The sequence below is a fragment of the Mycobacterium sp. genome (assembly GCF_035633495.1).
Taxonomy (GTDB): domain Bacteria; phylum Actinomycetota; class Actinomycetes; order Mycobacteriales; family Mycobacteriaceae; genus Mycobacterium.
Map to the genome: position 1 here is coordinate 1 of NZ_DASQEU010000094.1, position 13947 is coordinate 13947.

Genomic DNA, 13947 nt, shown 5'->3' on the forward strand with positions numbered 1-13947 from the left:
TCAAACGACGCGACAGCCTCCCGGAGGGCTGCCTCGTTGGAGTCACCGGGCACCCACACCCTTTCGGTTACGGCCTCGTCGCCCAGCGAGTCGAGCAACGTCCGCTCGGTGTACTCCTCAGCCGATTCCGTTGGGATCAGCGGTAAGCAGTTGTTGGGGCACCGGTAGTACCCGTAGTGCTTCACCTCGCCGGTTGCGAGGGTCTTGTTCTGCCTCATCGTCGTCAGCGGGGTCTCGCAGAACCAGCACGCAACGATCCCCACGAGCGCGGCGGGCACACCCCGCTCCCGAGGAGCCCCTACCGCTCGCGCCAGCTCGGCGCGGATCAACTCGCGCTCGTCGTCGGATACGAGCGGTTCCTTAGCCATCAACACCAGGTTGCCCTGGTCGTCCCTGACGGTCACGCCACCGAGATGAGAATGACCGACCAACGTCGGGGACAGCAGCAGGTGCTTCATAGGCCACGTACGCCAGGGGGAGTCCTCTACTTCGGCTTCATAACCTCCTTCGCAGACCCGCTCGTGGTCCGATGGAGCTAGGACACCTTCGCGGTTGAGATCCGCAGCGATGCGATTCAACGGCACCCCGTCAAGCACGGCGTCCACGATTCGACGCACAACCGGATAGGCCAGCGGGTCTATCTCCAGCACCTTGCCTCCCCCAGGGGAGTCGGTGATCCGGTATCCGTACGGAGGCTTGCCACCCGGCCAGCGGGCTGCCTCCCGCAGATGGCGACGCGACGAGACCTGACGCTCCCGCATCGCGTCCAGCTCGCCCTCGGCGAGGAAGCCGATCACGTTGGCGATGAGCCGACCGACCGCCGTCCCAAGGTCGATCGCCTCCGAGGTAGAGACCACCGTCTTGTCGTGGTCGATGCACCACCCGAAGAGCTTGTTCAGCTTGATCGAGTTACGGCTCAGCCGGTCGAGCTTCCAGCACGCGATCACGTCGAACTCTGGCGCTCGGTGGTTCAGCCACGGCCCGAGGCCAGGGGTGTCGAACGGGTCGATCGACCCGGACACGTCCAGATCCTCAGCCCACCCGATTACCTTGTGTCCGTTCGACTCTGCCCACGCGGTGATGACTTCCCGCTGGCGTTCTATCGACGTGGATTCATCCGATACGACAGACAGCCGTAGCCTGCCTAGTACACGTAGAGCTGCTGGCTTCTGCTCTGTGATTCGACCCATGCCCTGATGCTACCGCGTGTTCTGTCCAACGCCATGCACGGAGGGCCGTGCATGTAGCAGACCGATCCCGGCGACGACGTGAACGCGATGAGCCCGCGACCGTTCGCCACCAGCAGCGGCGCGGCGTGCCAGGACGCGACGTAAGCCGATCGCAGGCCCACGTCGAGGACGTCGGCGAGCTCGATCGGCTTCTCCCAGAACGGCTTTGGGCCGGTCAGTTCGTGGTGGATCGCTGCCGCGTTGTTGACGAGGAGGTCCAGCGTGCCGCACTCGTCGGCGACGCGGCCGAACAGCGCGGCGACCTGAGCGTCGTCCCGGTGGTCGACCCTCACGGCGATCCCACCGTCACCGGCGTCGGCGATCGTCCGCCCGGTCAGGTACACCCGCCAGCCGGCGTCCAGCAGTGCGGTGGCGATGCCGCGCCCCGCACCTCGGCTGGCCCCGGTCACGACGGCGACTGGCGCTCGGTCTTCGGTCACGGCTGGACTCAGTCGGGCAGCCGCAGTTCGGGCTTCTCGACCTCTTCGATGTTGACGTCCTTGAAGGTGATCACCCGGACCTGCTTGACGAAGCGGGCCGGACGGTACATGTCCCACACCCACGCGTCGGCCAGGCGCAGCTCGAAGTACACCTCGCCGTCGGCGTTGCGCGGAACCAGTTCGACGCTGTTGGCGAGATAGAACCGGCGCTCGGTCTCCACGACGTAACTGAACTGCCCCACGATGTCCTTGTATTCGCGGTACAGCGAGAGCTCCATCTCGGTCTCGTACTTCTCGAGATCTTCGGCACTCATCGGTTCAGTGGTCCTCCGGTCGGTGTTCGGTACATCTTTCCTCAGCCCAGTTCGGCGCGCCGCCCGGCCTCCCGCCGGAGCCCAACCTTCGTACGTTTATGAAGGAGAACCGGTGCTCACTGCAGGGGCCCTGCTCGGCCAGAGCCGCACTGTGGAACGCGGTGCTATAGCCCTTGTGTTCGGCGAATCCGTAGCCGGGATGCCGGGAGTCCATCTGCACCATGAGACGGTCGCGGCTGACCTTGGCGAGCACGCTGGCCGCGGCGATGCACGCCGCCGCGGCGTCACCACCCACGACCGGCAGTGAGGGCATCGGCAACCCCGGTACCCGGAACCCGTCGCTCAGCACGTAACCCGGCCGCAGCGTCAGCCCCGCCACGGCGCGCCGCATGCCCTCGATGTTGGCCACGTGCACACCGCGCCGATCCACTTCCGTCGACGGGATGAACACGACGTGATACGCCAGCGCATAGCGACGGATCAGCGGAAAGAGCCGCTCGCGCTCGCGCTCGCTGAGCTTCTTCGAGTCGTCGAGCGCCGCGAGGCTCTCCAACCGGTTGGGACCGAGCACGCACGCCGCGACGACGAGCGGTCCCGCACAGGCACCGCGCCCCACCTCGTCGACCCCGGCCACCGGACCCAGCCCGCCCCGGTACAGCGCAGATTCGATCGTGCGCAGGCCCGCAGACTTGCGGATCACGGCTCGAGGCGGCCAGGTCGCCGGCAAGTCGGCTCCTACTGCGAGGTCTGCGGATTGACGGCCGACACGCTGCCCCACCGGCCCGGGGGCCACGCGATGAACCGTGCCTTGCCGATCACGTTGTCGACCGGAATCGTGCCTGCCATCGGGTCGCCGGTGCACAAGAGGCCCTTCTGGACGTCCGCGGGCAGGTTGGTGCAGTGAGCGCGCGAGTCAGCCGAGTGCGTGCGGTTGTCACCCATGACCCACAGCCGGTTCTCGGGGACCGTGACGGGGCCGAACTCGTTGCCGAGGCAGGGGTAGATCTGCGGATCGGCCATCATCGTGTTGACGTCGAGATACGGCTCGTCGAGTTTCTTGCCGTCGACCGTCAACCCCGTGTTGGCCCGACATTCGACCGTCTGGCCTCCGGTGGCGATCACTCGCTTCACCAGGTCGTTCTCATCGGGCGGCACGAAGCCGATGAACGAGAGCGCATTCTGCATCCAACGGACCGGAGTGCTGTCGGAACGGATCGACTTGTAGCCGATGTTCCACGCGGGCGGTCCCTTGAACACGATGACGTCACCCGGTTCCGGCGAGGTGAACCGGTAGGTGACCTTGTCGACCATGATGCGATCGCCGACGCAGCCGGCGCAGCCATGCAGCGTGGGTTCCATCGACTCCGACGGGATGAGGTAAGGCCGCGCCACGAAGGTCAGCATCACGTAGTACAGGACGAGCGCGATGCTCAGAAGGATGGCGGCCTCGCGCACCGCGCCGCGCTTCTTCGTCGGCGAATCCTCGTCGCCCTCGTCGCCTGCGGCGGTGTCGAGATCGCGGTCCGACGGGCCGGTGGACTCAGCGCCTTCGGCCTCCCCGTCGGTGGCGTCGGGGGCGTCGGCGGGTCCGGTCACGCCTTCAGAGTAGCCAGCGCGGTGCGACGCGCCGCGCTGCTCGGGGTCCAACCGTCACACCCGTCCGGGTGCGGCCCCGACGCCGATCAGCGCTTTTCCTTGATCTTGGCCTTCTTGCCACGGAGCTCGCGAAGGTAGTAGAGCTTGGCGCGTCGCACGTCACCGCGGGTGACGACGTCGATGTGGTCGATGTTCGGCGAGTGCACCGGGAAGGTTCGCTCGACGCCGACTCCGTAGCTCTCCTTGCGCACGGTGAAGGTCTCGCGAACGCCGCCACCCTGCCTGCGCAGCACGACGCCCTTGAAGACCTGGACGCGCTCCTTGGAACCCTCGATGACCTTCACGTGAACGTTCACGGTGTCGCCTGGGCTGAAGGCCGGGATGTCGTCGCGCAGCGACGGCTGGTCGATGAAGTCCAGGGTGTTCATCGGTGACACTTCCTCGTGGTTCGGATCAAATGATCGTGGTCTCGTTGCGGCCGTTGGCATCACGTCACTGTGCGACGTGTGGCCGGGCCGAGGTCTTCTCGCGTATCTCGCAACAGGCAGGAACATGTTTCCCCGTCGTGCGCAGACAACTGGTCAATTGTGCCAGACGGGCACCTCACCGACGAAATCGTGCCCGAACAACCGGTGAACGTCACCTTCGAAACAGGGGTCGCCTGAGGGCGCGGCGATGGCAGTCAACGGTTAGGGTAGGTAGCGAGGGAAATCAGTTCGAATCGTTCATCCAATCGTCCAGGGAGGGCCATGTTCCGGCGGCCGTCGAAGCTGCTGATGGTGACCGCGCTTGCGGCGACCGCAGTGACGGTCGTTTCCGGATGCGAGGCCAAGGTCTACGGCACCCCCCCTGCTCCTGCCTCGCCTCCGCTCACCGTGGTCGCCCCGCTGGGCAGCATGGCGCCGCTGCCCGAGGCGCCGCCAGACGAGCCCGCCGCGGCGTTCAGCGGACTGGACGCACGCGAGCGACAGGCCACCGCAGAGGCCTCGAAGTCCGGCGCGGACATCACCGTCGCGGTGCTGGACCGCAACACCGGCCAACTCGTCACCAACGGCGCCGTCGGCATCGTCGCCATCGCCTCGGTGGTCAAGCTCTTCATCGCCGACGACCTGCTGTTGCAGGTGTCCAAGGGCCAGACGCAGATCTCCCCCGACGACCGAACGGCTTTCGACCGCATGCTGCGATCGTCCGACGACAGCGCCGCGGAGACCTTCTGGAACCGCAGCGGCGGCAGCGCGATCATCAACCGGGTGGTCGCTCGCTACGGGCTGTCGTCCACCAGCGCGCCGGGCAACGGTCGGTGGTTCAACACCGTCAGCACGGTGACCGATCTGGTGCGCTACTACGACATGATGTTGGCCGGCTCAGGCGGATTGCCGCCCGAACAGGCCAGCGTGATCATGTCCAACCTCACGGCGTCCACGCCGACCGCGCCCGACGGGATGGTGCCCGGCGGCGTCTACCCGCAGCGGTTCGGCATTCCGGAAGGGCTCTACACCGAACCCGTTGCCGTGAAACAGGGCTGGATGTGTTGCATCGGTTCCGACTGGTTGCACGTGTCCACCGGCGTGATCGGACCGGATCGTCGCTACGTCATGGCGATCAGCTCCATGCAGGCCACCAGCGCCGACGATGCGCGCGCGACCATCACTCAGGCGGTCAAGACCATGTTCCCCGGTGGGCGGATTTAGCTCAGCCCAACAGGTCCGGTCTGCGTTCGCGGGTGCGCTGCAACGCCTGCTCGCGACGCCACGACGCCACCTTGCCATGATCGCCGGACAGCAGCACGGGCGGCACGTCGAGTCCTCGCCAACTTGGCGGCCTGGTGTAACTCGGCCCTTCGAGCAGGCCGTCCGAGTGTGAATCATCCTGGTGTGACACGGGATTGCCCAAGACGTCGGGCAGCAGGCGGACGATGGCCTCGATCATGACGAGTGTCGCGGATTCCCCGCCCGGCAGGACGTAGTCACCGATGGAGACCTCCTCGACGCGCATTCTCTGCGCCGCATCGTCCACCACGCGTTGGTCGATGCCCTCGTAGCGCCCACACGCGAAGACCAGGTGCGGCTCGGTACTCCACCGCTGCGCGTCGGCTTGGCGGAAGGGCCGACCGGCCGGCGTGGGCACCACGAGAAGTGTCTCGCGAGTGCACAATTCGTCGAGGGCCTCACCCCACGCGGGGGCCTTCATGACCATGCCGGGGCCACCCCCGTATGGGGAGTCGTCCACCGAGTGATGCACGTCGTACGTCCAGCGCCGCAGATCGTGAACGGCGATGTCGACGATGCCATTGGCGATAGCCCTGCCCGGCAACGATTGTCGAAGCGGATCGAGATAGTCCGGGAAGATCGTGACGACGTCAATACGCATGACGCACCTAGATCGAGTCCAGGTCCAGCAGGCCGTCGGGAGGATCGATCTCTACGAGGCCGTCCTCCAGCGATACCGCCGTCACGATGGCGCCGACGAACGGAACCAGAATCTCCGGACCGTCACCGTCGCCAGGTCGCACCGCCAGGATCTCCCCCGCCGCGGTGTGCAGCACTTCGGCAACTGTGCCGACGTCGCGGCCGGCCAGGGTGCGCACGCGCAGACCCTCGAGTTGGTGATCGTAGAACTCGTCGGGATCCTCGATCGGCGGCAGGTCGGCCGTGTCGACGACGAACAGGCTGCCGCGCAAGGCATCTGCCGCATCGCGGCTTGCCACACCGTCGAGCCGGACCAACAGACGGCCGCCGTGCTCGCGCATCGACTCGACGACGTAGTCGCGCTCGCTCTTGTCTCGTGCCCTGGCGCGCAGGGCGGTACCCGGCGCGAAACGGTCGTGGGGATCGTCGGTGCGGACGTCGACGACGACCTCGCCGCCGATTCCGTGCGCCTTGACGACACGGCCGACGACGAGGTCCATGGTTCTTTCTTCGCTACTGGTCGGTGTCCACCACGTCGACGCGGATCCCGCGGCCACCGATGCCGGCGACCAGCGTGCGCAGCGCCGTTGCGGTGCGGCCACCACGGCCGATGACCTTGCCGAGGTCATCGGGATGCACGTGCACCTCGACGGTGCGCCCGCGGCGGTTGGTCACCATGTCGACGCGGACGTCATCCGGGTTGTCCACGATGCCGCGCACCAGGTGCTCGACGGCGTCGACGACGACAGTGCTCATTCGGCCGCGGCGGCGGCAACGGGTGCCTCAGAAGGCGCCTCGGCGACCTCCGGGACCTCGGCCTCGGCCTTCTTGGCGGGAGCCTTCTTCTTCTTCGCCGTCGTCGCGTCGCCGGTGGGCGCATCGTCGGCGGCGGCAAGAGCGGCGTTGAAGAGGTCCAGCTTGCTGGGCTTGGGCTCCTTGAACTTCAGCGTGCCCTCGGTGCCGGGCAGGCCCTTGAACTTCTGCCAGTCACCGGTGATCTTCAGCAGCGCGAGGACCGGCTCGGTGGGCTGGGCGCCGACGCCCAGCCAGTACAGCGCACGCTCCGAGTTGATCTCGATGACGCTGGGATCTTCCTTCGGGTGGTATAGGCCGATGACCTCGATGGCGCGGCCATCGCGGCGGTTGCGCGCGTCGGCGACGGCGATGCGGTACTGGGGATTGCGGATCTTGCCGAAACGGGCGAGCTTGATCTTGACAGCCATGGTCGAACGAAATCTCCTGTGATTGCCGCGCTTGCAATTCAGCGACTCGAGCGGGTTGCCCGGTCCGGTCTTGCCTTGCGCGTGTGACCGCCGCGCAGCCGGAGTCGCGCGGTAGACAGCCGCCCATTGTGCCAGAGCCTGGTACGAGTGCGGAAATCGCGAGCGCTCAGACGATCTTGTCGAAGCACTTCGTCTCGACGCGGCGGGTGATACGCCAGCCGTCGGCGGTGCGGATGAACTCGTCGTCGTACCAGAGCCCGCAGAACAGGATCTGACCATCCGGGCCGGAGGCGTCGCTCAGCTTCATCGGGTTGAAGCAGAGGATTCGCGACGTCGCCGCGTCACCGTCGACCTTGACGTCGAAGTTTCCGATCAGATGCGAGTACGCCGGAAAGTTTCGCAGCACCTCCGACAGCCACTTCTTGACGTCGGGAAGGGTTCCGTCGATACCGCCCATCGCGCGGTAGTCGATGTAGGCGTCGGGGGTGAACACCAGCTCGAGGTCATCGAACCGACGCGTGTCGATCGCGGTGGAGTAGTCGACGAGAAGCTGCTGTATTTCGAGGCGGTCGGAGATCTCTTCCAGACTCAGCATCGCTCGATTGAAACACCCTTGCGAAACGTCAGGCCTGCGGACCCTCCGACGGCGGCCAGTGCTCCCCCGGCGACACGTCTCCCGGTTCGGTGAAGTCTCCGCGGGACAGCGGCACCCACTGCTCGCTCGGCGCGGGCTGCTTCGACGACGGGAAGTCACGCAGCTTGCCGGAGGGTTTGGCATCCCACGTGGCGAACGTCAGCGGCGTGCTCAACCAACTCTCCAAGAGCAGGTAGCACGCCTCCAGCGAATCGAGGTGGCTGCGCTCCCAGCCGTGGCTGCCATCGAGCCCGAAGGCGACGAGTGCGGCGCGCGTGTTGGCACCGGCTTCGATCGCTGCCGCCGCATCGGAGCGGTAGAACCGGAAGATGTCGCGGGCGTGGGCAATTCCCTGATCCTTCGCGAGTCGAAGCAGGTTGCGGGTCAGGTGGTAGTCGAAGGGGCCGTGCATGTCGGCCATCGGGATGGTCACGCCGTGCTCGAGCGAATGCTGGCCGGGGGCGCACACCGCGTTGTCGACCGACACCAGCTCGGCGACGTCCGCCGGCAGTCCACTGCTGGCCCCGTGGCCGACCTCCTCGGTGATGGTCACCATGATCGTCGTGCGGTGCGGCAACACCACCTTGTTCTCCATCACGTTGCGCGCCAGCGCCAGAGCGACGGCGACCCCCGCCTTGCCGTCGAGGTGGCGCGAGACGATGAAGCCGTCTTCCGTGAGTTCGGGGCTGGTGATGAACGCGACGAAGTCCCCGACGTTCATCCCGAGTGCGACGAGATCCTCGCGGCTCGACACATTGCGGTCGACGCGGACCTCGACGTGCTCCCAATCCGTCGGCTGGGTGTCGATCTCGTCCCCGAACGCATGCCCGGACGCCTTGAGCGGCATGACGGTACCGGTGAAGAACTCGTCGGTGTCGTCGGTGAAGATCCGCACGCGCGCCCCTGCGGCGAACCGCGCCGAGAACGTGCCCACCGGGATCAGCTCGAGGCGCCCGTTGTCCTTGAGCTCGCGCACCATGCAGCCGATGGTGTCGGCGTGTACGACGATCGCCCGGTCGGTCGTGGCCGACTCCCCGGGGAGCTCGGCGGTCAGCGCCCCGCGGCGGGTCAAGGTGAACGGCACGCCGAGGTAATCGAGGATGCCACCGATCAGCTGCATCACCGCGTCCGTCCGGCCTGAGGGACTCGGCGTCTGCAGCAGGGCGAGCAACGTGTCGACCATCCAACTGCGGTCGTCCAAGGGCATCCGGGCGGCGGAGGGCGCTAGGTCAGTCAAGGTTGCCTTTCCGGTCTACGAGTCGTCGACGGGAGCCTAGTGGGGCTCGGCCTTACTCGACGGGGTCGGGCTGCCACGCCCATGGCGTCGCTGCCGTGCGCGGGAAGAGGAGATCCACGAAGGCCTGCGCGGTCGGTCGGGGCTCGTGATTGGCCAGACCTGGGCGTTCGTTCGCCTCGATGAAGGAGTATTCCTGACCCTCCACCGAGGGCACCATGAGGTCGATGCCCGTGACCGGGATGCCGATCGCATCCGCCGCGTCGATGGCGACCTTCGCCAGTACGGGATTCAGATCGTCCGTCACGTCTCGGATCGTTCCACCGGTGTGAAGGTTCGCGGTACGCCGCACGATCAGACGTTCGTTGAGGGGCAGCACGTCGTCCAGTTCCCAGCCCGCCTCGCGCACCGTGTCCACGGTGAGGTCGTCGACCGGAATGGTGGACTCGCCGTGCGTGGCGGCGGCGCGCCGACGGCTCTGCGCCTCGACGAGGTGGCGAATGGTGTGGTCGCCGCTGCCGACGACCTCGGGTGGACGCCGCAGGGCCGCGGCGATGACCTTGCCGTTGATGACGACGATGCGTAGGTCTTCGCCCTTGCAAAGCTCTTCGAGCAGGACGTCGGGGCTGTGCTCCGCCGCGAGCTTGATGGCGCGGTCGAGATCCTCGGGACGGGTGACGCCGACGGTGATGCCCGCGCCCTGTTCGCCACGGGCCGGCTTCACCACGACCGAGCCCACCTGCTCGAGGAAGTCGTGGTCTTCGGCGGTGAAGCTCGCGGTGCGCCCCTCCGGGACCCTGATGCCTGCCTCCGCGACGACCCTGCGGGCCACGCGCTTGTCATCGCAGCGGCTCATGGCGACGGCATTGGTGAGTTCGGACAGCGACTCACGGGTGACGACGCTGGTGCCGCCGTGCGTCAGCTTCAGGTAGCCGCCCTTGGCGTCGAGTACCTGGACGGCGATGCCGCGCATGATGGCCTCGTCGGCGATGATCCGGGCGTACGGATTGAGTTGCGAGAGTTCGTCTTCGGACTTGGCAGGCGCGAAGAGCTTCTCGTTTATCGCGTTCTTGCGCTTGATCCCGAGGACGGGCACCCGGGCGAAGCCCATGCGCTCGTACAGCGCGATGGCGCCCTCGTTGTCGTGCAGCACGGAGAGGTCCATCTGGGCACGTCCCCGCCGGATGAACTCGTCGATCAGGGAGCGCACCAGCAGTCCCCCCACGCCGGGCCGCGACAGTGTGGGGTCGACCGCGAGGCACCACAGACTCGACCCGTTCTCCTCGTCGTCGAAGAGTTGGGTGTGGTCGATCCCGGTGACCGTGCCGACCACGGCGCCGGTCGCGTCGTCGGTGACGACCAGATACACCATGTGCGCCTGGAACTGGCTGTTGTCCCACATCAGATCCACGTCCGCGGGAACCATGCGGCACTGCAGGTAGATCTGGTTGATCGCCGCGCAGTCCGCGATGGTGCTCACTGGCCGCACCGACAAGCCGGGGACCGGGGACGGCTCGAACGCCAGCGGCTTGGTCAGGTCGATCCGGTAGGTGAAGCTCGGGTCGATGAAGAACTCCTGCGGGTGCAGGGCGACGAAGACGTGCTCCGCGTCGAGATACATCCCGATGTCGCGACGCCCACTGGCCTCGGCGCGCAGCGCATTGCCGAACTCCTCGGAGTCGTCGTAGGTCTGGCCGAAGACCAGGCGCCCCCAGCCGAGATCCTGGACTACGCCGACGTGCACGTCACTGTCTGCGTCCGGCACGGCGATCACTTGACCCCGTCTACGTGGCGGGCGAGCCACAGTTCCAGTAAGCCGATCTGCCACAACGGGTTTCCCCGCAGCGGAGTGAGATTTCCGTTGGGTTCGGCCAGTAGACCGGCGACGGCGTCCGGTGCGAAGAGTCCGCGGTCGCGTGCCGCAGAGCTGTGCAGTGCGTCCCGCACGAGGTCGAGATACGGCCCCTCCAAATGCTTGAGTGCGGGAACGGGAAAGTAGCCCTTCGGTCGGTCGATGACCTCGTGCGGGATGACCTTGCGGGCGGCCTCCTTCAACACGCCCTTGCCGTCGTACGCGGTCTTCAGCTCGGGCGGGCAGGTGGCGGCGAGTTCGACGAGTTCGTGGTCGAGGAAGGGCACGCGGCCCTCGAGCCCCCACGCCATCGTCATGTTGTCGACGCGTTTCACCGGGTCGTCCACCAACATCACCGTGGTGTCCAGCCGCAATGCCCGGTCCGTTGCCGTGGCGGCGCCGGGCTGGGAGAAGTGGCCGAGCACGAACTCCTCGGCGACGTCGGTGTCCAGCCGCCACTGCGGGGCGAGGAGCCGTCCCAATGCGGCGTGATCGCGGTCGAAGAACGCCGTGCGGTAGCGCGAGAGCGCATCGCGCGGATCACCGTCGGCGGCATGGGCCATCGGCGGGTACCAGTGGTATCCGGCGAAGATCTCGTCGGCGCCCTGTCCGGACTGCACCACCTTCACGTGCTTGCTGACCTCCTGGGACAGCAGGTAGAACGCGACGCAGTCATGGCTCATCATCGGCTCGCTCATGGCGCCGATGGTGTCGGTCAGCGCAGGCAGCATGCGGGCGGTGTCGATGCGGATCTGGTGATGGTCCGTGCCGTAGTGGCGGGCGATGACGTCGGAGTACTTGAACTCGTCGCCCTCCTCGCCGCCTGCTGCCTCGAAGCCGATCGAGAAGGTCTGCAGCCCGTGCTGGCCCGCCTCGGCGAGCAGTCCGACGATCAGGCTGGAGTCCAGACCGCCCGACAGCAGGCAACCGACGGGAACGTCGGCGACGAGGCGACGCTCCACGGCGGTCCGAAGCGACGTGAGGATCGCGTCCTGCCAGTCCGCCTCGGACCAGTCGGCCCGCTCGGCGGAGCGCTCGAACGCCGGCGCCCAGTAGGTCTCCGTGGTCCGGGTGCCGTCGGCTTCGATGCGCATGATGGTGCCGGGCTCGAGCTTCCGGACGCCCTTGAGAATCGTCCGCGGCGCGGGCACGACGGAGTGGAAGCTCAGGTAGTGGTTCAGAGCGACCGGGTCGAGGTCGGTGTCCACCCCGCCCGCGGCGACCAGAGCCGGGAGCGACGAGGCGAAGCGCAGGCCACCCGTGCCCTCGCCGTCGTTCACGTCGCACCAGTACAGGGGCTTGACGCCCAGCCGGTCGCGGGCGAGCACGACGCGTCCGGTGGTGGTTTCGGCCACCGCGAACGCGAACATCCCCTTGAGGTGGTCGACCACCCGTTCGCCCCATTCGCGGTAGCCCTTGAGGATCACCTCGGTGTCACTGTGCGAGAAGAAGCGGTACCCGAGGCCCAGCAACTGCTGGCGAAGCTCCGGGTAGTTGTAGATGCAGCCGTTGAAGGCGACGGTGAGCCCGATCTCCGGGTCGTGCATGGGCTGGTGACCGCTGCTGGAGAGGTCGATGATCGCCAGACGGCGATGGCCGAAGGCCACTCCTCCGCTGGACCACGCGCCGCCGCCGTCGGGCCCGCGGGGCACCATGCACTTCGTCATCGCGCCGATGGCCGCGAGATCGGCTGGGCGCCCTCGGGCAACTTCGCCGGCAATGCCGCACATGGTGATCGACTCCCTCGATGGTGTCAGCGTAGGCGTGGGGCTTGGTCCGCGCACGACGATGTGAGCCTGGCGCCGAGTAGCCGCATTACGGATGCGTCAAACACCAGGGTGGTTCAGGCCACTCGGGCGAGCAAGTAGGCTCAGCGGCCATGGTCAGGCTCCTCGGCGCCATCGCGGTGTCCATTGCGTCGCTTCTCGCGGGCTCATCGGTGATCCACACCGCCGTCGCAGCGGCCGACACCGACGTCCAACAGATCGGCACGGCTGCGATCCCGAGCGGTCCCGCTCCCGCCTGGATCGTCGCCGACCTGGATACCGGGCAGATCCTGGCGGGACGCGACGAGTACGTGACCCATCCGCCTGCCAGCACGATCAAGGTCCTCCTCGCCCTGGTGGTCCTCGACGAGCTGCCGCTGGATGCCACGGTGGTGGCCGACGAGGCAGACGCAAGGGTGGAGTGCAACTGCGCGGGCGTCAAGGCCGGCCGTACCTACACGACGCACGAACTCCTCGACGGACTGCTGCTGGTGTCGGGCAACGACGCGGCGAACACCCTGGCTCACATGCTCGGCGGCATGGACGTCGCCGTGGCCAAGATGAACGCCAAGGCGGCCCTCCTCGGTGCCACTGGTACGCGGGCCGGATCGCCGTCGGGTCTGAACGGGCCTGGCATCGACGGCTACACGACACCACACGACCTCGCCGTGATCTTCCGCGCCGCACTGGCCAACCCCGTGTTCACGGCCATCACGTCGTCCCCCACCGCACCGTTCCCCGGTGAGGCCGCACCGGTGACGTTGATCAACCAGGACGAGATGCTGGCCCGCTACCCGGGCATGCTCGGCGGGAAGACCGGCTTCACCGACCCCGCCCGCAAGACCTTCGTGGGAGCCGCTCAGCGCGACGGGCGCCGCTTGGTGGTCGCCATGATGTACGGGCTGGTCGTCGAGGGTGGCCCCACGTACTGGGACCAGGCCGCCGGTCTGCTCGACTGGGGTTTCGCGCAGGACCGGTCGACCGGCATCGGCGCGCTGTAGCGCCCTCGCGCCCGCGGCGGCGCCAATCGTGTCGGTGGGTGGAGTTAGAGTCGAACACATGTTCGATACGGGTGCTGCTCCGGTCTCCCTGGTGCAGCGGGTGTGTTCTGCGGCGCGGGCGGAGGCGTGCGCGGCCGGGGAACGGCTCTCGGCGATCGGGGAACTCTTCGCGCTGCGCAGGTCCCAGTCCGAGGAGACCGCGGACTGGGCCATCGACGCCGAGGACGCCGTCTGCGCCGAGGTCTCCGCG

The 13947-nt window shown here is 67.2% G+C and carries 15 protein-coding genes and 2 pseudogenes; 3 read left to right on the plus strand and 14 right to left on the minus strand.

Annotation, left to right across the window (positions count from 1 at the left end):
• The 6 genes and pseudogenes from VET27_RS14140 to rplS form a co-directional block, all read right to left on the minus strand.
• Positions 1–1190 (minus strand): recombinase family protein (locus tag VET27_RS14140; RefSeq protein ID WP_526519106.1); only part of this gene is annotated, 1190 nt, incomplete at its 3' end.
• Between the two features lie 41 nt (positions 1191–1231).
• A pseudogene (locus VET27_RS14145) lies at positions 1232–1669 on the minus strand (SDR family NAD(P)-dependent oxidoreductase); the annotation flags it as partial.
• 8 nt (positions 1670–1677) lie between these two features.
• A complete protein-coding gene (locus VET27_RS14150) occupies positions 1678–1983 on the minus strand; it encodes a DUF2469 domain-containing protein (RefSeq protein ID WP_024450376.1) in 306 nt (101 codons plus the stop codon).
• A 4-nt stretch (positions 1984–1987) separates the two neighbouring features.
• Complete coding sequence (locus tag VET27_RS14155; RefSeq protein ID WP_526519108.1) at positions 1988–2710, minus strand: ribonuclease HII; 723 nt, start codon at positions 2708–2710, stop codon at positions 1988–1990.
• 8 nt (positions 2711–2718) lie between these two features.
• The gene (gene lepB / locus VET27_RS14160) at positions 2719–3579 is read right to left on the minus strand and encodes a signal peptidase I (RefSeq protein ID WP_526519110.1); all 861 of its coding nucleotides are present in this window, start codon (positions 3577–3579) and stop codon (positions 2719–2721) included.
• 86 nt (positions 3580–3665) lie between these two features.
• A complete protein-coding gene (gene rplS, locus VET27_RS14165; RefSeq protein ID WP_526519112.1) occupies positions 3666–4007 on the minus strand; it encodes a 50S ribosomal protein L19 in 342 nt (113 codons plus the stop codon).
• Positions 4008–4328: 321 nt separating this feature from the next.
• Between rplS and VET27_RS14170 the strand changes: the two genes are divergently transcribed.
• Entirely contained in the window at positions 4329–5270 is a 942-nt protein-coding gene (locus VET27_RS14170) for a serine hydrolase (RefSeq protein ID WP_526519114.1), read from the plus strand.
• 1 nt (position 5271) lies between these two features.
• Here the strand turns inward: VET27_RS14170 and trmD are convergent, their stop codons facing one another.
• The 8 genes from trmD to VET27_RS14210 all read right to left on the minus strand — a co-directional run bounded on the left by trmD (position 5272) and on the right by VET27_RS14210 (position 12660).
• Complete coding sequence (gene trmD, locus VET27_RS14175) at positions 5272–5949, minus strand: tRNA (guanosine(37)-N1)-methyltransferase TrmD (protein ID WP_526519117.1); 678 nt, start codon at positions 5947–5949, stop codon at positions 5272–5274.
• 7 nt (positions 5950–5956) lie between these two features.
• Positions 5957–6487 (minus strand): ribosome maturation factor RimM, encoded by a 531-nt coding sequence (gene rimM, locus VET27_RS14180; RefSeq protein WP_526519119.1) that lies wholly within the window; start codon positions 6485–6487, stop codon positions 5957–5959.
• A gap of 13 nt (positions 6488–6500) precedes the next feature.
• Positions 6501–6743 (minus strand): RNA-binding protein, encoded by a 243-nt coding sequence (locus VET27_RS14185; RefSeq protein WP_029114920.1) that lies wholly within the window; start codon positions 6741–6743, stop codon positions 6501–6503.
• Positions 6740–7210, minus strand: coding sequence for a 30S ribosomal protein S16 (gene rpsP, locus VET27_RS14190; RefSeq protein ID WP_526519121.1), 471 nt, complete (start codon positions 7208–7210; stop codon positions 6740–6742). The genes VET27_RS14185 and rpsP overlap by 4 nt, the downstream gene beginning before the upstream one ends.
• A 166-nt stretch (positions 7211–7376) precedes the next feature.
• On the minus strand, positions 7377–7805 hold the full coding sequence (locus VET27_RS14195; RefSeq protein WP_526519123.1) for a nuclear transport factor 2 family protein: 429 nt from the start codon (positions 7803–7805) through the stop codon (positions 7377–7379).
• Positions 7806–7833: 28 nt separating this feature from the next.
• Positions 7834–9051, minus strand: a complete 1218-nt coding sequence (locus VET27_RS14200; RefSeq protein ID WP_526519131.1) for an osmoprotectant NAGGN system M42 family peptidase — start codon at positions 9049–9051, stop codon at positions 7834–7836.
• Between the two features lie 82 nt (positions 9052–9133).
• Complete coding sequence (gene ngg / locus VET27_RS14205) at positions 9134–10843, minus strand: N-acetylglutaminylglutamine synthetase (protein ID WP_526519125.1); 1710 nt, start codon at positions 10841–10843, stop codon at positions 9134–9136.
• A gap of 5 nt (positions 10844–10848) precedes the next feature.
• Positions 10849–12660: an N-acetylglutaminylglutamine amidotransferase gene (locus tag VET27_RS14210; RefSeq protein ID WP_526519127.1), complete on the minus strand. Its 1812-nt coding sequence runs from the start codon at positions 12658–12660 to the stop codon at positions 10849–10851.
• A gap of 149 nt (positions 12661–12809) precedes the next feature.
• Between VET27_RS14210 and VET27_RS14215 the strand changes: the two genes are divergently transcribed.
• Both VET27_RS14215 and VET27_RS14220 read left to right on the plus strand, forming a co-directional pair.
• A complete protein-coding gene (locus tag VET27_RS14215) occupies positions 12810–13697 on the plus strand; it encodes a D-alanyl-D-alanine carboxypeptidase family protein (protein ID WP_526519129.1) in 888 nt (295 codons plus the stop codon).
• A gap of 58 nt (positions 13698–13755) precedes the next feature.
• Positions 13756–13947: pseudogene (locus VET27_RS14220) on the plus strand (HNH endonuclease signature motif containing protein); the annotation flags it as partial.